This is a genomic window from Listeria cornellensis FSL F6-0969 (assembly GCF_000525855.1).
Taxonomy (GTDB): Bacteria; Bacillota; Bacilli; order Lactobacillales; family Listeriaceae; genus Listeria_A; species Listeria_A cornellensis.
Map to the genome: position 1 here is coordinate 1 of NZ_AODE01000043.1, position 20,644 is coordinate 20,644.

General features: G+C 44.4%; 21 protein-coding genes and 1 pseudogene. 19 read left to right on the top strand and 3 right to left on the bottom strand.

Annotated elements, in window-relative coordinates:
- Positions 1-42 precede the first annotated feature (42 nt).
- From PCORN_RS15350 to PCORN_RS15430, 15 genes and pseudogenes are all read left to right on the top strand, one after another.
- Entirely contained in the window at positions 43-705 is a 663-nt protein-coding gene (locus PCORN_RS15350) for a DUF3324 domain-containing protein (RefSeq protein ID WP_277620224.1), read from the top strand.
- Between the two features lie 191 nt (positions 706-896).
- A complete protein-coding gene (locus PCORN_RS15360) occupies positions 897-2,705 on the top strand; it encodes an L-type lectin-domain containing protein (RefSeq protein ID WP_159102620.1) in 1,809 nt (602 codons plus the stop codon).
- A 392-nt stretch (positions 2,706-3,097) separates the two neighbouring features.
- Positions 3,098-5,401, top strand: a complete 2,304-nt coding sequence (locus PCORN_RS15365; RefSeq protein WP_036082201.1) for a glycosyl hydrolase family 18 protein — start codon at positions 3,098-3,100, stop codon at positions 5,399-5,401.
- A 259-nt stretch (positions 5,402-5,660) separates the two neighbouring features.
- Positions 5,661-6,509 (top strand): aldo/keto reductase, encoded by an 849-nt coding sequence (locus tag PCORN_RS15370; RefSeq protein WP_036082217.1) that lies wholly within the window; start codon positions 5,661-5,663, stop codon positions 6,507-6,509.
- Positions 6,510-6,843: 334 nt separating this feature from the next.
- On the top strand, positions 6,844-10,155 hold the full coding sequence (locus PCORN_RS15375) for a pectate lyase-like adhesive domain-containing protein (protein WP_051999540.1): 3,312 nt from the start codon (positions 6,844-6,846) through the stop codon (positions 10,153-10,155).
- An 18-nt stretch (positions 10,156-10,173) separates the two neighbouring features.
- Entirely contained in the window at positions 10,174-10,458 is a 285-nt protein-coding gene (locus PCORN_RS15380) for an LPXTG cell wall anchor domain-containing protein (protein WP_036082202.1), read from the top strand.
- On the top strand, positions 10,451-11,158 hold the full coding sequence (locus PCORN_RS15385; protein ID WP_051999541.1) for a WxL domain-containing protein: 708 nt from the start codon (positions 10,451-10,453) through the stop codon (positions 11,156-11,158). The genes PCORN_RS15380 and PCORN_RS15385 overlap by 8 nt, the downstream gene beginning before the upstream one ends.
- Positions 11,159-11,269: 111 nt before the next feature.
- Positions 11,270-11,905: pseudogene (locus tag PCORN_RS15390) on the top strand (WxL domain-containing protein); the annotation flags it as partial.
- 51 nt (positions 11,906-11,956) lie between these two features.
- On the top strand, positions 11,957-12,697 hold the full coding sequence (locus PCORN_RS15395; RefSeq protein ID WP_036082203.1) for a WxL domain-containing protein: 741 nt from the start codon (positions 11,957-11,959) through the stop codon (positions 12,695-12,697).
- Between the two features lie 131 nt (positions 12,698-12,828).
- Positions 12,829-13,137, top strand: a complete 309-nt coding sequence (locus PCORN_RS15400; protein WP_149024388.1) for a hypothetical protein — start codon at positions 12,829-12,831, stop codon at positions 13,135-13,137.
- 328 nt (positions 13,138-13,465) lie between these two features.
- On the top strand, positions 13,466-13,900 hold the full coding sequence (locus PCORN_RS20970) for a WxL domain-containing protein (protein WP_277620222.1): 435 nt from the start codon (positions 13,466-13,468) through the stop codon (positions 13,898-13,900).
- 10 nt (positions 13,901-13,910) lie between these two features.
- Complete coding sequence (locus PCORN_RS20975; RefSeq protein ID WP_277620223.1) at positions 13,911-14,210, top strand: WxL domain-containing protein; 300 nt, start codon at positions 13,911-13,913, stop codon at positions 14,208-14,210.
- A 489-nt stretch (positions 14,211-14,699) separates the two neighbouring features.
- Positions 14,700-15,719: a WxLIP family cell surface protein gene (locus tag PCORN_RS15420; RefSeq protein WP_051999543.1), complete on the top strand. Its 1,020-nt coding sequence runs from the start codon at positions 14,700-14,702 to the stop codon at positions 15,717-15,719.
- A gap of 102 nt (positions 15,720-15,821) precedes the next feature.
- Positions 15,822-16,079: an AbrB/MazE/SpoVT family DNA-binding domain-containing protein gene (locus tag PCORN_RS15425; protein WP_036082207.1), complete on the top strand. Its 258-nt coding sequence runs from the start codon at positions 15,822-15,824 to the stop codon at positions 16,077-16,079.
- A complete protein-coding gene (locus PCORN_RS15430; protein WP_051999544.1) occupies positions 16,076-16,402 on the top strand; it encodes a type II toxin-antitoxin system PemK/MazF family toxin in 327 nt (108 codons plus the stop codon). Before PCORN_RS15425 ends, PCORN_RS15430 begins: the two co-directional genes overlap by 4 nt.
- 53 nt (positions 16,403-16,455) lie before the next feature.
- Here the strand turns inward: PCORN_RS15430 and PCORN_RS15435 are convergent, their stop codons facing one another.
- From PCORN_RS15435 to PCORN_RS15445, 3 genes are read right to left on the bottom strand one after another with little or no spacing between them, the layout of a single operon-like run.
- A complete protein-coding gene (locus tag PCORN_RS15435) occupies positions 16,456-16,950 on the bottom strand; it encodes a HugZ family pyridoxamine 5'-phosphate oxidase (protein WP_036082208.1) in 495 nt (164 codons plus the stop codon).
- 26 nt (positions 16,951-16,976) lie between these two features.
- The gene (locus PCORN_RS15440) at positions 16,977-17,915 is read right to left on the bottom strand and encodes a FecCD family ABC transporter permease (RefSeq protein ID WP_338151788.1); all 939 of its coding nucleotides are present in this window, start codon (positions 17,913-17,915) and stop codon (positions 16,977-16,979) included.
- On the bottom strand, positions 17,897-18,931 hold the full coding sequence (locus tag PCORN_RS15445) for an ABC transporter substrate-binding protein (protein ID WP_051999545.1): 1,035 nt from the start codon (positions 18,929-18,931) through the stop codon (positions 17,897-17,899). The genes PCORN_RS15440 and PCORN_RS15445 overlap by 19 nt, the downstream gene beginning before the upstream one ends.
- A gap of 179 nt (positions 18,932-19,110) precedes the next feature.
- Here PCORN_RS15445 and PCORN_RS15450 point away from each other — a divergent pair, with 179 nt between their 5' ends.
- The 4 genes from PCORN_RS15450 to PCORN_RS15460 all read left to right on the top strand — a co-directional run bounded on the left by PCORN_RS15450 (position 19,111) and on the right by PCORN_RS15460 (position 20,451).
- Positions 19,111-19,446, top strand: coding sequence for a PadR family transcriptional regulator (locus PCORN_RS15450; protein WP_036082210.1), 336 nt, complete (start codon positions 19,111-19,113; stop codon positions 19,444-19,446).
- Entirely contained in the window at positions 19,427-19,963 is a 537-nt protein-coding gene (locus PCORN_RS15455) for a DUF2812 domain-containing protein (RefSeq protein ID WP_036082211.1), read from the top strand. Before PCORN_RS15450 ends, PCORN_RS15455 begins: the two co-directional genes overlap by 20 nt.
- Positions 19,964-20,062: 99 nt before the next feature.
- Positions 20,063-20,185 carry a DUF6290 family protein gene (locus PCORN_RS20515; protein ID WP_241433209.1) on the top strand — a complete coding sequence of 41 codons (123 nt, stop codon included), beginning with the start codon at positions 20,063-20,065 and terminating at the stop codon, positions 20,183-20,185.
- Complete coding sequence (locus tag PCORN_RS15460; protein WP_036082213.1) at positions 20,182-20,451, top strand: type II toxin-antitoxin system RelE family toxin; 270 nt, start codon at positions 20,182-20,184, stop codon at positions 20,449-20,451. The genes PCORN_RS20515 and PCORN_RS15460 overlap by 4 nt, the downstream gene beginning before the upstream one ends.
- Positions 20,452-20,644: the final 193 nt, after the last annotated feature.

The window sequence follows — 20,644 nt, forward strand, 5'->3', positions numbered from 1 at the left end:
AGCTTTACCAGATATAGCTTAAAATAAAAAAATGGTGAAGAGATACTTACTGTACCAGCAAAGGGTTCTAAGAAAGTAGAAATAGAAGTAACAATGCCAGAAAAAAGCTATGATGGGATTATTTTAGGTGCAGTTCAATTTAAAAAGGTAGACAAGTCTAATGATGAATCTAAAAATGAAGGAATTTCTATCCAAAATGAATATTCTTACGTAGTAGGTGTTCGTTTATCAGAGACGAAGCAGAAAGTGGATCCTAATTTAAATTTAGTATCGACTAAGCCTGGACTAGTCAACTACCACACAGCAGTCATTTCGAAAATTCAAAATGATACAGCAATCCCCATTAGTAATCTCGATATTGAGGCAGAAGTTTTTAAAGGTAATTCTGGATCAGTACTTCATAAAACAGAGAAAAAGGGGCTGGTAATGGCTCCGAACTCCAATTTTGATTTTGCGATTGATTGGGAGGACAAACCTTTAGAAACAGGCAACTATCGATTGAAAATGACGGCAACCAATGGGGAAGAAACCTGGAGTTGGGATGAGAATTTTGCTATCAAATCCGAGAGTAAGAGCTTAACTGAGCAAGCTGTTAATCAAGAGGAGACGACGAGTGAGTGGCTTTACGTAGGAATCGCAGTTGCAATCGTAGGATTATTAAGCTTTATGATTGTTATCTTAAAAAGACGAAAAAAGCAGGATTAGGAAGGGTTGGGAAACTATGATTAAAAACCGAAATATATTTTTGAAGCTATTATTTTTCATAAGTGTATTAGTTCTAATATGTATGCCGAGGGAAGAGGTTCAAGCGGCGGCAATGGTCAATCAAGATAACCCTCCCAATGCCATTAAACTAGATAACTTATTCACTGTTCCATCTGGACAAAGTAGTTCTGTTGTGCAAAAAAAAAGACTATGATATCGTCCAAATAACAGCAAATGAATCTAACAAAGTCGGCACCATTTGGAGCACTGAATTAAATAAGATGGATTTAACCAAAGATTTTGAAGCAAAGATGCATTTATATTTCGGCAATGAAGGCGGGAATGCCGGTGATGGTATGGCGTTTGTTATACAAAATGACCCTAATGGAAATAACGCTTACCAAAATGGAGGTGGGGCAAGGATGGCTGTGTGGGATGCTACACAACAAAACATATTCGGATTGGGAATCAACAACTCTCTTGCTTTAGAATTCGATACGTTCTATAACTCAACATGGGATCGAGCTGTGGAAAACAAAAATCATATCGCTTGGAATTATCCAGGTGTCCGAAACACCTATGAAGATAAAGGTGGACGGGCTTTAAGGCATAAAGATGTTCAATATCCCGGCAATTTGTCTAATGATCAGTGGTACCCGTTAACTGTAAACTGGACAGCCGGAAGCAAGACATTAAAATATCAATTTTCGGATTTACCACCAATAAGTACAATAGTCGATACGGCAGAAATTTTTAAATCAGACACTGTCTACTGGGGTTTCACAGGTTCAACAGGTGCAAGTAAGGAAATGAATCGCGTTGTTTTTGAAAAAGTACCTGGACTTGTGGAAGAAGAGAATAGCTTAGATGTAGTAGAAACGAAGAGCGGTGAGTCTATTATCGGTAAAACAACCAACTCTGGTGAGAAGCTAACGTATAAAATAAAAACAAATTACCTAGGTGGAAAACAAGATTGGAAAGAAATTATGTTAAATATGAAGGTAAATAGTAATCTAGATTACATCCCAAACTCTCTTAAGTTGATTGATAAAAATGGGAGCATGACGGAGCTGGATGATAACAATTGGAATGATAATAATATCACGACTCCGCTGAATAATATGGACAAAAGTAATAACATTCAAGAAATTCAGTTTGATGTCATTACTAAAAAAGTTGCAACAGATACAACAATCACAAATGATGCAGAACTTGCAGGACAGAACTACATTACTTCCACTGCAAGTAATAGTTTTATTGTTAAAAGCAATAATATTCCAACAGTAACGCTAGATAATGCGAATGAAGAGGTGACGTTATCTACCAATCAAGATTTCGAGATAAAAGGAACTTGGCTTGATCCAGATAGTCCTAGTGTCGATCTTTATTATACCTTTGATAATGGAGCTGCTCAGCCAATACAAGAGGACATGGTGAATGATGAAATGGGTAGTACGCAAGCGTTTAAGTACAAAATTCCCGCTAATCTATTAAGCATTGGTAAGCATGAGGTAACGGTATTTGCAGTGGATAATTTAGGTGCCAAATCCAATATAGAGAAAATGACAGTTCAGGTTATTGGCGAACTAACGTTGAGCTCAATACCTGACCAACTCGATTTTGGCAATGTTATAATTTCAGGGATTCCGGAAGAATATTGGCTGCAAAATTTTGATAAGCCTCTAATTGTCAGCGATACACGAGAAGTGAAGGGGAGCTGGCAACTGAATGCTAGATTGTCTGAACCAATCGCGAATGGAGATAGCGTTCTTCAGGATGCGCTTAGTTTATATCGAACAGATGGGAGTCAAGCTGTCTTGACGGAAGACTTTGTTCCAATCGCTGAGCAACTTAACACGAGCGCAGAAGATCAGGATATTTCAAAAGACTGGGACAAAGACGGAAAGAGTATGAAATTAATGATTGATTCTGGTCAAGTGAAGGTAGGAAATTATAGAGGGGAAATAGAGTGGCAATTGCAAGACACTCCGGATATTTGATTACTGTAGTACGGATAGGTAAGGAAATCCTGGAATTAGATAAAATCTGATTTCAGGATTTTTAGGCGTTATAGTCTGAGCTCTATTGAAAAAGTGGTAATCGAAATTAGATAACGATGGTACTTTTAAAAAAAGTTTATTAGAATATATAGGAAACATGTGTAAAATAAATCAGGACAGTGTAAGTGGTGTGTGTAACATATATCCCCTTCTAAAGCGCATTGTTAACGCTTTCTTGTTGGCACAATACTTGCATAATACATAAGTGTCCAGAATGTAGTACACAATAAAAGGGGGATCTAACGGGGGATTTTTGAAATTCTGGATTTAGGAATTGCAGAGAAAGTAGGCATACCGTAAGCAGAACGCAAAAATTATGAAGAGGTGAAGAAATGAAAAAGGTAACAAAGAGGGTAATTAGTGTAGTCTCGGTGTTGTTGTTAGTCGTTTCGTTATTTGCGTCATCCGTTCTAGGTAGTGTAGGGAATTCTTCTGTGAAAGCTAAAGCCGCAACCACATCACAATACAGAAACGTGATGTATTATGGAGATTGGTCCATTTGGGGCGGGGAAGGTCAGTTCTATCCGAAAGATATACCAGCAGAGCAATTGACACATCTAAACTTTGCGTTTCTTGATTTCGATAGTAACGGAAACTTGAAATTCACGGATAAAGATGCGGCAGTTGGTGCACCAGTTGGGCAAGATGGAGTTCAATGGGGCGGAGCAAATGCAGGTATTTTAAACGCGTTACAAGAGTTAAGAGCAAAAAATCCGAATATGAAAATCGGTATCTCGATCGGCGGTTGGTCGAAATCTGGTGACTTCTCCGCAATCGGAGAAAATGCCACAGCGCGTGCTAATTTTGTAAGCAATGTCATGAAATTTATTAAATATACAAATATGGATTTTGTCGATCTAGATTGGGAATATCCTGCATCCGTTCGTGCCGCTGACTTAGTGGACAACAAGAACGATGAAGGAACACCAAATGCAAAACCTGCGGATAAACAAAACTATATTACGCTTCTTCAAGACTTGCGTACTGCTTTAGATAAGCAAGGCGTAGATGTGAAGAAAAAATATGAGTTATCTGTGGCACTACCAGCGTCTCAAGGCATGCTTGCAAATGGTGTCGATGTGGCGAAACTTTTCAATGTCGTTGATTTCGCGAATATCATGACGTACGATATGAACGGTGCTTGGACTCCGAATAGTGCGCATCACACGGCGCTTTACGGTAACCCTGCGGATCCTAATTATAGCGATGGTTTCTCTGTAGACCAAACTGTGAAATATCTGAAGAGCCAAGGCGCAGCATCTGAAAAAATTGTTGTCGGCGCAGCATTCTATACACGTGGTTGGAACAAAGTGGAAGCGGGTACAAGCACTACGCAACCAGGACTTTTCCAAGCAGCTACAAAAAATAACAAAGATGCAGACTTAGGGGCAACATATGGCGCTCCAAACGAAAAACCACTAGCAACTGGTGACGGTGGTCGTGCTGGCGGAGTTTGGGCATATAAGAGCATCGATGCTTTGAAAGCCAAATCACCAACGTTAGTCGAATACTGGGATGACGTGGCAAAAGCGCCATATCTATACAGCAAAACGACTGGCGAATTCTACACGTATGACAATGTTCGTTCTGTCACTGCCAAAGCGCAATACGTGAAAGATAACAATTTAGGCGGAATGATTTCGTGGATGCAATCGCAAGACAAAGAAACCACGTCAACAAAACGTGATGAATTAACAAAAGCAATTAAACAAGGATTGCTCGGCGCTGGAGCACTGGCGGCAAACGCAATCGTCTATTCGAACCTAAACATAGAAGCCACTGTAGCGCCATATAGCGAAAACGGTGTCGGCTATGAAATTACAATTAAAAACAAAGAAGTTGCCAATGAAACAAATGAAGTTTTACAAGCGACCGAATTTGCCGCAGAAACCGTGAAATTACCGAAGTTCTATATTCCTGTGAAGGCTGGCGAAACATTGACAGCTGGGGATTATAAAGCTGGTACAGTGGCAACAGCCAATGGATTCACAACGATTGATTTGGCATCTGTCTTTGATGCACAACAAATTCCGCAAGGCGCAACGTATACATTCCGATTGAAATCCAATCTAACGTCTGTAAACGTGAATAACATTGCGAACATCTCATTAACACAGCGTATGTCTAAAGCTGGAACAGAGCTTGGCAAGCAAGTTATTTTTGGTGGAGGCGCGGTTATTCCTGATCCTAGTGATACAGTAGCACCAACAGCTCCAACGAATTTGGCGACAGTAGCAGCGAACGTGACGGATGTGGCGGTTCCTTTAAGTTGGACAGCTGCAACAGATAATGTCGGAGTAGCTGGTTATAAAGTGTATCGCAATGGTACGGAAGTTGCGACTGTTTCTGGAACAACATATACAGATACAGGACTTACAGCTTCAACAGCCTATTCGTATACTGTCAAAGCGTACGATGCAGCTGGAAATACTTCTGTTGCGAGTGCAGCCCTTTCCGTAACAACAAAAGCTGGTACAGTAACACCACCAGTTGGAACAGGTACGTGGAGTTCAACAGCCGTTTACAATCAAAATGATCAAGTGACATATAATGGTCACACATATAAAGCGAAATGGTGGACACAAGGCGATGTTCCAGGGGCTGAACAATGGGGCCCATGGGAACTCATCGCGTGACGACAAACGCTCATTTGCGTCGTTAAAAGATTCCGTTCCGATGCTCACGTACAGTCGTACGCTCCGCTTCGGTACTCGTCTTTGCCTAGCAACTAAGCATTTGTCGTCCCGCTCAGGTTTTGCGGGGAGACTTGGTTGGAGTTAATAGAGAAGTGGGGGAGTGATTGGGCTCTCCTGCTTTTTTTGCGTGTGAAATCTTTGGAAAATTGTGTTTGGAGGTCTATACTTGGAGGTGAATGATTATTTGGGAGGTTTTGATATGGAGTTGAAGGCTACGGATAGGAAGGTTTTTCATAATGGGCAGGGGATTCCGCTTGTTGGGCTCGGGGTTTGGAAGATGCAGGATGAGCGTGAGGCGGTCGATGCGATTCAGGTGGCTGTGGATGCTGGGTATCGGGCAGTTGATACGGCTAAGGTGTATGAGAATGAGGCGGTTGTTGGCCGGGCGATTCGTGAGGTTGGGATTCCCCGCGAGGAATTGACGATTACTTCGAAGCTTTGGAACGCGGATCATGGCTACGACGAGACGTTGCGTGCTTTTGAGACTTCCTTGAAAAAATTGCAACTGGATTATCTGGATTTGTATTTGATTCATTGGCCGGTCGGGAGTTATAAGGATTCGTGGCGGGCAATGGAGCGGTTGTATAATGAGGGTTTGGTGAAATCGATTGGTGTGAGTAACTTTCATCAGCATCATCTGGAAAACTTATTCACGACGGCGAATGAAAAACCGGTGATTGATCAGATTGAGATGCATCCGTTGTTATCGCAGAAACCGTTGCGGGCATATTTGGAAAGTCAGGATATTGTTTATGAGGCTTGGTCGCCGCTTGCGAAGGGTGGGGAATTGTTGCATCATCCGGTTTTGACAGCGATTGCAGAGGCTAAAGGATTGACTGTGGCGCAAGTGATTTTGCGTTGGCATTTGAATAATGGTTCGGTGATTATTCCTAAATCGGTGACGCCTGAACGGATTCGGAGCAATTTTGATGTGTTCTCTTTTGATTTGAGTGATGATGATATGGCGAAAATTGATGCGTTGAATGAGGATAAGCGCACGGGGTCTGATCCGGACAGTGAGGAGTTTTTAGCGCGTACGTGGAGTTGAATTTGTTGGCATGTCGATGAGTCTAGTAGGGCTTGTTGGTATGCCATTTTTTATAAATGAGCTGGGTTGTTATCATATTTTTAGGAATGTGTCAATGCGCCTTTGTTTGTTTTGTGGATGTTTTTCGGGTTAAATGTGTCTAAAGTGTGTCTAAAAGAGAAAATTAATCAGTCTTTTTGTCTAAAAATAGTGAAATATATTACGCGTGTGTTATTATTGGAATGTGAGCGGGAGATTTCGAAAACCGCACTATGTATTTTCTGTTTGAAGAGGCGGGAACATAGAAGACTGAATAAAAAAGATAGTACACAATGAATGGGGAGACGTTTTTTTTATGAGGGAAAGAAGGCATATTTTTAGGGCGCTTATTGCATTTCTCGTTGTTGGACTTATTATACTGGGCCCGATGCAAGGCTGGGGCGCGAATCTTTTGAATCAATCACAAGAGAATACGGACATCATGATGACAACGGACTTGGCTGAGGTAGAAATAAACCAATCTGTTGTTATTCTTTTTGAGGATAAGTCGGAGGACGGGGTGCTGACTTTTGCGATTCCGGATGGGCTGGTTTTTGATAAGGCTAAGACGGTGGAGGAAAATAATGGTGTGAATATTTTTACGTTTGATGAGAAGGAGCGGGTTTTGAAGGGGACGCAGCGGACTGGTAAGATTGTTTTGCGGGTGAGTCGTGTTGGGGATTTTCAAGTGATGGCAAACAAGTTAGTGCGTGAGCAGGTTGTCGCGACAAATGAGTTGGTGATTACGGGAATCACGAAGAAGGTGACGCGTGTCGCTAGAGCAGCTGCGGCGAATACGGCGGATGTGTATGATGACGCGACATTACGTGCGGCGCTGAACAATAAAGATATTACGGTTATTAATGTGACGAAGGATTTTCAGGTGACGGCGAACGCGAATGAGCTGAGTCAGTATTTTCCGACGAAATCATCGCTTCTTTTTAACGGGAATGGGCATACGGTTGATTTTCAGGGGCTGAGTGCTTGGTTTACGATTAGTGCGGCGAATCCGATGAACTTGACGATAAAGGATGTAAATATTCTTGGGCGGAATTATTATGGTCCGATTCGTCTTACGGGGACGCGTGGTTACGGGAAAATTAGATATGAAAATGTGACGTACACTGGTGCGCAAATTACGGCTTCTTATGAGGCGGATATTGATATTGCGGGGCGTGTGGAGTGTCGGATGGTTACGAGTTATGTGAGTTTGGCGGGCACGACGGTGACGACGCAGGCGAGTAATCAAGCCAATTTTGAGGCGACGAACATGAACTTTTTGGAAGGGTCGCATTATATTGGGAATACGGTGAATGCGGGTGCGTTTCTACTTTATGCTGGTGGGAATGTGGACGTGGGCAAGAATGCGATTATTGATTTGACTTCTTTTGGCAACGGCGGCGAGGGTGATACGACTTATGCGACGGTTGCGACGCAGGGAAATATTAGTATTCATGATGGTGCGAAATTTAATATTAATACGGATGCGGGAAGTCGGCGTGGCGGGATTCGTGCTTCGGGTGCGAGTAGTCAGATTTTAGTGGAGTCAGGAGGCGAGCTGAATATTAATACAAAAGGTGCGCTGGATGCTTATCGGCACGCGATTTACTTAGGAAATGGTGCGGGGATTACGGTTCAGAATAACGCGAAATTGAATGTAAAAGCGGAAAATACGGCGGGCTCGACGACGAATATTATTGATACGGGGAGTAGTAGTAAATTCCTGATCGGTAAAAAGGCGACTTTCAACGTGTACAGTGATGGGACGGCTTCGAAACAGCTGATTTCGATTGGTACTAGTGCGTTATTCCAGTTTGCGGATGCGGCGAGTGTGGATTTGAATTTGAATAATACGAATGCGAATAGTCGGTTGATTTATATGGCTGGATCGGCTGGGAAACTGGTTGTGGATGTGCAGCGTGTGTTGGCGTGGAATGCGATTGGTTCGACGGGAAACATGGGCGCGACGTATGAGTGGAATCCGATGTATGGCATGAATATTAGTTATACGGGTTCAAACGTGACGGCTGCTGCGGGAAATTCTTTGACGACGCCGGTTCAAGATAGTTTTCGAACGAATTTCCGAACGCAAAATTTTAAGCGTGTGTTGTTTGAGTATATTCCTGATGTTGCGGTGACGCTGGATATTTTGACGGATGCGCATTTGCAGGCGAACAGTCATGTGATTACTGGGACGACGAATCCTGGTGCTTGGGTGATTTTTAGTGGCTCAACAGTGATTCCGGCGGGGACGATACTAGCGCAGAGCGTGAATGATGCAACGTTATATCATGTGAAAGCGGACGCTTCGGGGAATTTTTCGTATACGTTGCCTGTGAATAAGTATTTTACGGCGGGTGAGACGATTACGGCGAAATCTTATTTGAATGGAAAAAGTGCTACGGCGACGACGGTTGTGAAGGATTTGACGGCTCCGAATGCGCCAATTTTGAGTGGGATGAAGGATCGGGATGTTGTGATTTCTGGAACGGCGGAGGCTAATGCGACGGTGCGGGTGTTTGGTGCCGATGATACGGTTTTTGCGAGTGGTCAGGCGAACGCGGCAGGGGTTTATACGATAGCGATTCCGACTGGGAAGCAGCCGCTAGTTCCGTATTCTGTCTATTATACAAAAGCGACGGACGCTGCGGGAAATATCAGCGCGAAGTCGAATGTGGTGACGGTTGCTGATACGACACCACCGACGGCGAGTCCGATTACGCAGATGGTGGAGTGGAACGCCGCGTTTACAACGGATGCGAAATCGCTTGTGCGGGATGTGCATGATAATGGCGGTGACGGGGATGACAATCTTACGTACACGATGACGAAAAAGCCGGATGTTTCTGTCATAGGTTACACGACGGCGGAGGTTCGGATTCAGGATCAGGCTGGGAATGCGTTGCTCGTCTCGATTCCGGTTTTTGTGAAGGATAGTTCTACTGTGACGAATGGTAAGGCGATGCTTCAAGCGTATGGCTTCACCGTTTTTGGCAAGGATTTCCCAACGACGCCGGCTGCGGTGGATCAGATGATTTTTACCGAGGCAAAAGTGAAGGCGTGGGGCGTGCCGAGTGGACAGGATGTGACGTCGCAGGTGCAGATTGTTGATCGAGGTGGTTTATCGAAGACGCCAGGGTCGTATTTGGTGAAGTTGAGCGTGCTGGGCGTTGAAAAGACGGCGGTTGTGACGGTGAAGGCTGGGACGTTGGCGTTTAAAGATGTGACGCAGGATGTTTCGTTTGGAACGGCGACGATTAGCTCGAAAAACAAGATCATTGCGCCGGAGACGGATTTGAAAGTGACAGTTGAGGACACGCGTGCGGTGATTTCGGATTGGAAGTTGTCTGTGAAAATGACGCAGAACTTGAAGACGGCGGACGGTGAGGAAGTGGCGAATGCGTTGATTGTAAGGCAGAAAAATCAGCTGGGCGTGACGTCGGATATGCCGTTGACTGATTCGGCGACACCGGTTTATGAGGACAAAACGGGAATCGATGGCATCAAAGTGGTGGATATGGCGCCAAATCAGTCACAAAGTATTTTGTTGAATATCGAACCAGGTACGGTGAAGGCTAATAAGGAATATACGGCGCAAATGGAGTGGACGCTGGAGAATGGGCCATGATGATAGGGAGGGAAAACGATGCAGAAAATAACACGATTCCTAGCTATCGCAGTGTTTAGTGGATTTTTATTTGTTAGCCAGCCTGTTTTAGCGGAGAGTTATGAGTCGGATGTCGGACTGACTTTTGAAGGGTATGAACCAAGTCGGGAGGTGCCGCCGAATAAGGAGTTGTCGACTGGTGGGGTTGCTTTGCCTGAAACGGGAGATGTTGCGCCGAGTGTGATGTTGCTTGTTTTTGGAGTGGGATTGCTAGTCGTAGGTGGTTTCTTATTGGGCAGGACGCGGAGGCGGGCGGATGATTAGGAAATGGATGCTGGTTATGCCGTTCATGTTGGCGAGTTTGGGCGTAGGGAGCGATTCGACTTTTGCGGTTTATGAGTCGAATGTGGATATGATTTTGGAAGGTAAGGCGGAAACTGTTGATCCTCTGAATCCAATTGAACCGGGAAAACCAGTGAAGCCTGTGAATCCAAGTAAGCCAGGAACTCCGGGGCCACTGAGTATTGATTATGTGTCGAATATTTATTTTGGGAAGCATCGGATTGGGAAGGAAACGTCGATGTTCTATGCGAATTTGGAGAGGGTTGTTCGGGCTTCGGATGGCAAGGAAATCGATGTGCCGAATTATGTGCAGGTGACGGATAATCGAGGCAATAACAAGGGTTGGCAGTTGAACGTGAAACAGGCGGGACAATTGAAAAATGGGAATCATGTTTTGGAGGGTGCGCAATTGACGCTTTTGAATACGAGGCTCGTTTCGCCTTCGCGCGGCAAGGAACCGGCGTCGAGCAAGAATATTCGGCTGAATCCTGTTAGTGGCGAGGCTTCTGAGGTGATGTATGCTACGGAAAACCAGGGTACTGGGACGTGGGTTGGCAGGTTTGGTAAGGACGCCGATGAGGGCAGGAGTAGTATTCGGCTTACTGTTCCGAGTGACACGAAGAAGTATGAAGGGCATTACAGCACAACCTTAATTTGGGAGTTACTTGATTCTCCGATTTAAGTGAGAAAGGAATGAGGCTATGAAAAGGGGCAGGCGAATGGTGACGCTGGTCGTTGTGTCGATTGCAGTGTTGGGGATGATTGGCGAGCTAGCTTTGCGAAGAGTACGAGTTCTACGGGTGATATTATTTTAGAGCGCGGAACGACTTGGCACAAACCGATTGATCCGACTTTGCCGGGGGATGGGCATGAAATAACGCCGACAGATCCGGATGTGAACCCGCCGACACCCGGGCCGCTTAGTATTGATTACATTTCGAACATTCATTTTGGGAAGCAAAAGATTGCGGGGAATGATATTCGGTATTTTGCTGATAGTGATCATATTAAATTGGATGCGACGGGGGCGATTAAAGATGTGCCGAACTTCATTCAAATTACGGATGATCGTGGTAACAATGCGGGCTGGCGGCTCACTGTGAGGCAGGATATGCCGTTTACAAATGGGAGTCATACGCTGAATGGTGCGGTGTTGAAGCTGAGCAATCCGAAAGCGGATAGTGTGACGGCGAAGGCTCGGAATAAGCCGTTGGTTCGCGAGGTGACGCTAGATTCTTCTGGAAAAAATGCATCGGAAGCCATTTTGGCGGAGGAGAATCAAGGAATAGGCACGTGGGTACATCTTTATGGCGCTGATGCTGTGATTGGGAAGAAGAGTATTACGCTGGACGTGCCGGGTGAGGTGCCGAAAGTGGAAGGTGTGTATAGGACGACGCTCGTTTGGACGCTAGGTGATGTTCCGAGCTGAATGTATGTATTTAACAACAACTAAATCAAAAATGAAGGGAATTAAAAAACGATGAAAAATTTAGGGAAATTAGTTTTAGCAGGAATGGTAGTATTAGGAGGAACATTTACTTATGCAGCGCCAGCATTCGCTGCAACGGCGGGCACGACGACTTCAAAGGGGGATATCACGTTTACGACAGATGATGGGACAGCGCCGACAAATCCAACTGACCCGACTGATCCGGGGAAACCTGTAACACCAACGGATCCAGATAAACCAACTCCGACAACGGGGCCGCTACGTATTGATTATATCTCGAATATTCATTTTGGCGAGCAGATCATTTCGGGTAGCGACACGACATACAAAGCGAAATATGATGAAGTTTTGACGGAAGATGGCGTAACGAAAAAACACGTGCCGACTTTTGTACAGGTAACAGATAATCGCGGTTCGAACGCTGGTTGGAAGTTACAAGTGAGCAATGAGCAGTTCGCTGCGGGCGCGAATGAACTGACTGGTGCGGTTTTGGCATTTAAGGATGCGAGATTGAACTCGACAAATTTGGCCAAACCAGATAACGTGGCGGCTGTTATTTTATCGGGAAATAGCGTGAACCAAGATGTGGTAAATGCGCCGGAAGACACAGGAATGGGCGTATGGACGAACACGTTCGGAACGGTGACAGGGCAAGACGCGGACTCTGAGAATGCGAGTGTGACGCTGAAAATCCCAGGCGAAACGAAGAAAGTCGCGAGCAGTAAATATGTGACGACATTGACGTGGACGTTGGGGGATACTCCAGACTGAAAAGCTGAAGGGGCTCGTTCAGCTCCGAAAAAAACTGGAGCGGCCGCAGTGAAAAGCCGTTTCTGCTTTTTATGGAGGGCGTGAAGTTTTCGAGGAGCTAGCCCGTGAAGCTGGATCCGGAGGCGCCGAACATGGTAGAAGTACATGGATTACATGCTCACTTTGTTCTCATGCATATTGAGGCTCTAAATCAGCAAATGATGCTTCATAAGAGCCACAACAAAGCTGAAACAGCCCGTTTAGCCTCGACAGAAATTGTTAGGGGGCGCAGTGAAAACCCTCTTTTGGTTTTTGCAGAGGCCACGAAATTTCCGAGAGGCTGGCTGTTGAAGCTAGATCTGAAAACGACAATAAGTCAAAAAACGGAGCGTTCCCACAAACAAGATTACCGAACACGAACCACCTCAAATCAAGCTACGTCTTCTAAAAATCCGTTCTAAGAATCAAGAGCAAAAAAGGAAGGCAGTCTCATTGCATTCCACTGCATATTGAGGTTCTAAAAAAGCCAAATACGCTTTCTAAGAACCACAACAAAGCTGGATCCGGAGGCGCCGAACATGGTAGAAGTACATGGATTACATGCTCACTTTGTTCTCATGCATATTGAGGCTCTAAATCAGCAAATGATGCTTCATAAGAGCCACAACAACAAGAACACCCACATGTCTACGCAACCTCACCTCGCTCCACCCCCCCTCCGTCATGAAAGAGCCCTCAAAACTCATTCATGACATTCAAATAAAACAAAAAGACAGGGGAATTTTAAATATGAATCTAATCAAACTAGCAACTTTAAGCACAATCATGGTAGCATCACTTTCCGCAACTGGCCTAAGCGCATTCGCCGCGGACAACGACACAACATCCGACGCAAAAGTGATGTTCAAAGCAGACGATAGCGGGACAACCAATCCAACCGATCCGACTGATCCAGGAAAACCGGTCGATCCAACTGATCCAGTAAACCCAACAACGGGAGCGCTACGCATAGATTTCGCGTCTCAAATCAATTTTGGCGAACAAACGATTTCTGGTGCCGCGAAAGATTACTACGCTCTATACACCGAATTACAACCGCTAGATGAGGCAGGCCAAGCTTCGGGCGCTAAAAAATATGTACCGCATTACGTGCAAGTAACGGATAATCGTGGCTCAAACGCAGGATGGAATTTGACGGTAGCGGGAACAACTTTTAAAAAATAGTACTGGTGAAGTGTTGACTGGCGCGGCTTTGACGTTATCTGACGCGACATTAAGTTCGGAAATGGCGGACACATTGAAACCTAGTGCGGTGACGCCAGAAGTGACAGTGGGTACAACGCCAGCAGAACTTGTGAGCGCTGAGGCTGACAAAGGGATGGGGACTTGGGTAGACTCGTTTGGGACTACTCCTGGAACGAGCAATACGGATACGAACAAAAGTGTGAAAATCCACGTTCCAGCTGAAGCTAAGAAAATCGCTGGTGAAACATATACATCAACGCTGACTTGGACGATTAACGACACACCGTGACACTGAAAAGCTGAAACGGCCCGTTCAGCTCCGAAAAAAAACTGGAGCGGCCACAGTAAAAAGCCTCTTTTGCTTTTTAAGGAGGGCGTGAAGTTTTCGAGGAGTTGGCCGTTGAAGCTGGATCCGGAGGCGCAACACATGGATTACATGCTCACTGCGTTCTCATGCATATTGAGGCTCTAAATCAGCAGGAGATGCTTCATAAGAGCCACAACAAAGCTGAAACGGCCCGTTCAGCTCCGAAAAAAACTGGAGCGGCCGCAGTAAAAAGCCTCTTTTGCTTTTTAAGGAGGGCGTGAAGTTTTCGAGGAGTTGGCTAAAAGGAAGGCAGTCTCATTTCATGCCACTGCATATTGAGGTTCTAAAAAAGCTAAATACGCTTTCTAAGAACCACAACAAAGCTGGATCCGGAGGCGCAGCACATGGATTACATGGCAACGCTACTTATCATGAGGGGGGTTGCCTATTTTTTCGAGGAGGCAGAAGAGGATGGAAAAACTAGTAGCAGTGTTGGCTGTGATTAGCGTGATGATTAGTGGGATTTTAATACATACAGAAACATCAAAAGCCGCAGAAATGAATTTTTCCGTGTCCGCGGTGATCCCGGATAATCAGATTGATAAGTCAAAAACCTATTTTGAGCTACGGATGAAACCTAATCAAGTGCAAGAGCTTGAGGTAGTTCTGACCAATGGTTTGGCGCGCGCGGTAACGGTTGAAACTAGCGCGAACACTGCGGTGACGAACGATAATGGCATTGTGGATTACAGTAATAAAGCGCCGAAATTGGACAATACGCTCCAAGCTCCTTTTTCAAAAATTGCGGAAATGCCTTCTGAAATAACGGTTCCTGCGAAGGGAAGCAAGACGGTGAAGGTGAAAGTGACCATGCCAAGTGCTCCTTTTGAGGGTTTTATTTTAGGTGGGATTCATTTTTCTGAGAAGGACGATGGCGATAAAAAGGAGTCGGGAGAAGGCGTGCAAATTAAGAATAAGTACGCGTATGTGATTGGCGTGATTCTTTCTGAAAATGATGTTGCGGTGGAACCTGATATGAAATTGAACACAATTAAGCCGGATCAAGTCAATTACCGCAACGTTTTGAAAGCTAACCTGCAAAATATTAAGCCTGTCATTATACAAAATTTGGCGGTGGAGGCTCACGTTTATAAGGAAGGTTCGGATAAGGCGCTTTATAGTGCGAAACAAGATACGTTGCGCATGGCACCGAATTCGAATTTCGATTTTGGAATCGGTTGGAATAATCAGGAGTTCAAGCCAGGGAAGTATCGTCTGAAAATGGTGGCCTCGTCTGGGGATAGCGTGTGGAAGTGGGATGAGCCGTTTGAGATCAAAGGAGATACGGCGGCGGACCTCAATGATAAGGCGGTTGAGCTCGAGAAAGATTATACGATGTGGTACGTTGCTGGTGGCGTATTGTTAGCGTTGTTAGTGTTTGGATTGGTATTTTGGTTGGGAAGGCGATCGCGGAAGAGGGAGGAGGACTGACTTTAATCGGGAGTTAAGTATATACGCGTCTAATTATTTATTGATATTTTGTTTATACGCGTATATACTTACTGTAGGGATTAAAAGTCGGAGGTGAAAATTATGCTTGTTAGGGCTACTAAGTTAAAAAAATGGGGAAACAGCCAAGGTATTATTCTGCCGAAAGAAACGTTGAAACAAGCTGGTGTGGTGGACCTTGAAGATGTTTCATTTGATATTATTTCAACGAGACATGAGATTATTCTAAAACCTAAGAATAATACTACGAGAATGGAAAAGCTTTTTGAGAATTATACAGGCGGGCATCTAAATGACTCAGAAATAATTGAGAATAGCATAGGAGAGGAGTTTGATTTATGACATCGGGGAACACAGAGCTGCTTAGGTCAGGACAAATAATTATGTTGAATTTATCTCCAACAAGTGGGCACAGAACATGCTTGGTTTTGTCAGATCAAATTCCTAACTCTAATATGGTATCTGTCGCTGCGATTACGTCAACGATTCGACGCTTTCCACTTCATATTGATTTGCCAGAGGGGTTAATAACAAGTGGACAAGTACTTTTAGAACAAAATCGTATGGTGGATGCTAATGCCAGAGGATTTAAAATAATAGAAGAGGTGCCACTTGGAGTGATGGATGAAGCGAAGGATTTATTAAGTATCTTGTTTGATATCTAAAAAAGGATGTAGCACACACAAATCGTGTATATGCTAAATCCTTTTTTTGTCAGCTATTTCTTATCAATCACAATATGCTCCAATTTCTCCGTCGCAAAATCTACGGTAAACGCTTGTCCAAAGCCAATCACATATCGGCCGTCTTTTGGCGTCAGCTCGAAAATCGACATGTCGATGGTGCGCAGTAATTGGATCAGCTGGGCGCCATGAATCGCGGTCATTTTTTCGAAAATCATTTCCAAATCGTCATTACCGATATTTTCAGCGGTGCATTTCAGGTAAAGCCGCTCACGTGCGAATAGGTTTTTTGTGTCTTGTTCATCGGCAAGCATCATGATCTGAATCGTTTCGTTTTGCTCGATAAAATCGTAATGCTCGGCAATCGCGCTGATGTAGATGTAGAGTTTGCCTTCATGCTGAACGAACGGCGCGTAGCTGATAAACGGAGTTCCGTCCGCGTCGTTTGAGCTTATCACGATTGTTTTTCGACTCGCGACAAACGTATCATAACGCGATTTTACCTTGTCAATATTGATTGTTGCTACCATATTTTATCCAACCTTCCATGCTAAAATTAGATGTCTCCTGTGCGCATTAAATAGAGGAAGTACGGTGCTCCGACGATGGCCATAATGATTCCAGCGGGTATGTCGAGCGGTGCAAAAAGAGACCGACCAATCGTGTCTGCTGCGAGTAAAACGAGGGCGCCGAGAACCATGCTCATGGGGATGAGGCGCCAATAATTCGAGCCGACTAGAAAGCGCGCCATGTGTGGCACGATGAGACCAACAAAGCCGAGTAATCCGACGATGGAAACGGAGATTGCCGCTAAGTAAACCGCGATAATCGACAGGATAATGCGCGTCTGATTCATTTTTTCACCAAGGTTTACAGCGATATCATCGCCGAGACTCAAGATATTGGCTTTTCGAATGAAGAGAATCGCAAAAATCCAACCAATTATCGAGTAGGGAAGGAGCAGTCCGACGTCGCCCATTCCTTTTGCGGCGAGGCTCCCGTTCATCCATTGCACGACGGCGGGTAATCGGTCGCTATACAGAATTGAGAGCAGGCCGATGATTCCGCCCATAATCGCGTTGACGGCGACTCCGGACAAGATGATGCGCATCGGTGAAATTTTACCATTTTTCCATGCTAGCGCGTAGACAATTACGACTGCGACGAGTCCGCCAATCATGCCGGCAAGCGGTGCAAAACTGCCAAAGTTCGGGAAAAGGAGTACGATGGCCAAAACGGTGACGGCGGCTCCGCTGGAAACCCCGGTTAAACCAGGATCAGCCAGTGGATTGCGCATCACAGCTTGCAAAAAGGCTCCTGATACGGCGAGATTTGTCCCGACAATGACGGCGATGAGGACACGCGGAATCCGCAAATTCCATAAAATCGTTTGGGATAACTCGGCGCCTTCGCCAAATAAAGTACGAATGCTTTCTATCGGAGCGATGTGAATACTCCCGACGCCAACCGCGACAATCATTGCGACGACAAGCAAAATGGATGTCGTCCCAATGATAAACCAGCTTTTTTGTTGACGCTCCATCTTATTTGTAGAGAATGTCTTTCAATTGTTCTAGGCCAGTTGTCGCGTTGGCAAGGGATGCATAGCCAAAAAATATCATAGTCGAGCGCCTGAACTTTATCATTTTTGAAGGCATTTAATTTTTCCCAAGCGCCGTTTTTCTTCACATCTGCTTTGAATTGCGTCAAGGCTGCATTGGCATCTCCGTGCGATACGAGCAGAATCGCGTCCGGATTTGCGGCCGTGACATCTTCCATATTTAGCGGTACATAGGATTCTTCTGTTTTCATCGTTTCGGTGATGATGTTTTTCGCTTTCATCGTTTTCACAAGGCTGCCGACATAGGTTGTGTCATTCATTAGCATGAACGAGCTGCCAGTTCCGAATAAAATCATCACTTTTGGCGCGGTTTTATCTGGAATCGAGGCGACGATTTTGTCTTCGTCTTTTTGTAATTTGGTGAGGTATGTAGTGGCGGCTTTTTCTTTATCGAACGCGGTGCCAAGAACCTCCAGCGATACTTTTAAATCAGGGTAAGAATCGGTTGGCAAGTAAGCGCCTTTTAGGTTGATTTGGCTGATCTTCTTGTCGATGCTATCCTTGATGGACTCGGAACCAATGACTAGATCCGGATTCAGGCTAGCGATTTTTTCCACGTCGGGCTCCACCGCAGAACCGATTTTTGGAATATCTGTAAAATTGTCTGGTAGTTTGTGCGTGGTACTCGGAATACCGACGGGCGTGATTCCTACTATATCAAGCATTTCTGTCACAGAAACAGAGGTTGCAACGACGTTTTTGGCTGGTTCAGTTGGAAATTGTGCGGAAAGTGTCTTGATTTGTGCTGCTTCCGACTTAGACTTCACGGGCGTGGTGTTGCCGTGTCCTGATGTCTTGACCTCTGCCTTCGTGGTTTCATCGGCGGTGCCACAACCAGCTAGCGCTAAAGCCGATACGGTTACTATACTAAAAACTAATTTCTTCATCATCTCATGGAGACCCCCTTTAATCTTAATTGATAGTGATAATCATTATCAATTAATTGGAGTATACCAAATTTGGTTTTGTTTGGCAAGATGTTATCGGAATTTATAGAAAAAGAGGCTTGCTAATTACATCGAGCCGTGATATATTATGGTTATCAAATACATCGAGGTGTGATATATTTATGGATGAAAAACTCATTAAAACCTATGTCCCGATGACGGAGACTGCCTTTTACATTTTGCTATCTTTAATGCAGCCGAGGCACGGTTATGCGATCACAGATAACGTCAAAAAAATGACGAAAAACCGCATTGTTTTAGGCCCGGGAACAATTTACGGTAGCCTATCGAAAATGAAAAAAGATCAACTAGTCGCGATTATTCAAGAAGAGAAAAATCGGAAAATCTATCAAATTACCGAACTAGGAAAACAAGTTCTTAGAATGGAAAAATCACGCATTGAGGAATTATATACGAATTCTAGGGAGGCGAGCCAGCATGACGAAGAAGGTATTTAAATTCATTACAGTGGATAATGTGGAGAAAGAAGAAGCATTTTTGGAAGAAATGGCGAATAAGGGGTGGTTTTTCAGTAAGTATGCTTCATTACGATACCATTTTGAACAAGGAGAGCCAGCCGAATACACCTATTGCATTGATTATAAGGAAGAGGCAGGCGACGAAGAGGAGTATTTGGCGCTGTTTGAGGACGCAGGTTGGGAGAATATCTGCGCGTATCCGATTTTGAATGGCAAGTGGATGTATTTTAGGAAAGCGATGAAGGAAGGCGCGCCGAAAGAAGCTATTTTCACAGATAATGACTCGATGGTGGCGCTATGGAAAACAATCCGTTCGCGATGGAGCAGATTTGGCGCGATTATTGCGTTGATGCTTATTGTCCTAGCGGTTACGTCCTGGTTCACATCGCCGTATGTCTTCGTAAGTATTTTCATGGTGGCATTGGCACTCCTCATTATCGTCCTCTACGGCAAAATGTACATTAGAATAACGCGAAAAATCAAGCTCAGAAGTTAATCTATCTCGATGTCCTTCCAGGTTTCCTTCGCCCAAAGCATCTTATTTTTGTGCTCATACCATCATATATAGAGATAATAAAGTAAGGAGGGATTACGAATGGCGACAATAACAGTTCGTGTTTCGGATGTAGAAAAGCAGTTTTTGGATGAAATGGCGAAGTTTGATGGAAAGAGTTTATCTGAACTTATATCAGAATACGGATTGGATGACGATGAATGAGCTACCAGATTAAGACAACACGTCAATTCGAAAAACAGTTATCCAAATTAGATAGACAAGCTAGTCGTACGATTTTAAGATGGTTATCAAAACATAGTGATGGTACGGACAATCCGAGAACAAGTGGAAAGGCTTTATTAGGTAACTACGCTGGTCAGTGGAGATATCGTATAGGAGATTATCGAGTTATTTGTAAAGTTGATGGCGATGAGTTAATTGTGCTCGCCCTAGAAGTTGGGTACAAGAAGCAAGTCTATACAAAATGAAAATTCATGAAATATAACCAAAGCGAAACCCCTATCTCGGGCTTGAGATAGGGGTTTCGCTTTGGTTATACCATACTAGGGACCTAATTTTTCGCAAACACAACCCCTTCTGTCCTACAAACTGAAAATCCAAATCAATTTTCTGGAAAATCCCTGTTTTTGGATTTTCGGATGGTAAGCTATGAGTATATTA

Bases quoted from the DNA above. Each gene is read 5' to 3' on its own strand.
- PCORN_RS15365 (WP_036082201.1), top strand. From the start codon at position 3,098: ATGAAAAAGGTAACAAAGAGGGTAATTAGTGTAGTCTCGGTGTTGTTG.
- PCORN_RS15370 (WP_036082217.1), top strand. From the start codon at position 5,661: ATGGAGTTGAAGGCTACGGATAGGAAGGTTTTTCATAATGGGCAGGGG.
- PCORN_RS15375 (WP_051999540.1), top strand. From the start codon at position 6,844: ATGAGGGAAAGAAGGCATATTTTTAGGGCGCTTATTGCATTTCTCGTT.
- PCORN_RS15380 (WP_036082202.1), top strand. From the start codon at position 10,174: ATGCAGAAAATAACACGATTCCTAGCTATCGCAGTGTTTAGTGGATTT.
- PCORN_RS15385 (WP_051999541.1), top strand. From the start codon at position 10,451: ATGATTAGGAAATGGATGCTGGTTATGCCGTTCATGTTGGCGAGTTTG.
- PCORN_RS15395 (WP_036082203.1), top strand. From the start codon at position 11,957: ATGAAAAATTTAGGGAAATTAGTTTTAGCAGGAATGGTAGTATTAGGA.
- PCORN_RS15400 (WP_149024388.1), top strand. From the start codon at position 12,829: ATGGTAGAAGTACATGGATTACATGCTCACTTTGTTCTCATGCATATT.
- PCORN_RS20970 (WP_277620222.1), top strand. From the start codon at position 13,466: ATGAATCTAATCAAACTAGCAACTTTAAGCACAATCATGGTAGCATCA.
- PCORN_RS15420 (WP_051999543.1), top strand. From the start codon at position 14,700: ATGGAAAAACTAGTAGCAGTGTTGGCTGTGATTAGCGTGATGATTAGT.
- PCORN_RS15425 (WP_036082207.1), top strand. From the start codon at position 15,822: ATGCTTGTTAGGGCTACTAAGTTAAAAAAATGGGGAAACAGCCAAGGT.
- PCORN_RS15430 (WP_051999544.1), top strand. From the start codon at position 16,076: ATGACATCGGGGAACACAGAGCTGCTTAGGTCAGGACAAATAATTATG.
- PCORN_RS15435 (WP_036082208.1), bottom strand. From the start codon at position 16,950: ATGGTAGCAACAATCAATATTGACAAGGTAAAATCGCGTTATGATACG.
- PCORN_RS15445 (WP_051999545.1), bottom strand. From the start codon at position 18,931: ATGATGAAGAAATTAGTTTTTAGTATAGTAACCGTATCGGCTTTAGCG.
- PCORN_RS15450 (WP_036082210.1), top strand. From the start codon at position 19,111: ATGGATGAAAAACTCATTAAAACCTATGTCCCGATGACGGAGACTGCC.
- PCORN_RS15455 (WP_036082211.1), top strand. From the start codon at position 19,427: ATGACGAAGAAGGTATTTAAATTCATTACAGTGGATAATGTGGAGAAA.
- PCORN_RS20515 (WP_241433209.1), top strand. From the start codon at position 20,063: ATGGCGACAATAACAGTTCGTGTTTCGGATGTAGAAAAGCAGTTTTTG.
- PCORN_RS15460 (WP_036082213.1), top strand. From the start codon at position 20,182: ATGAGCTACCAGATTAAGACAACACGTCAATTCGAAAAACAGTTATCC.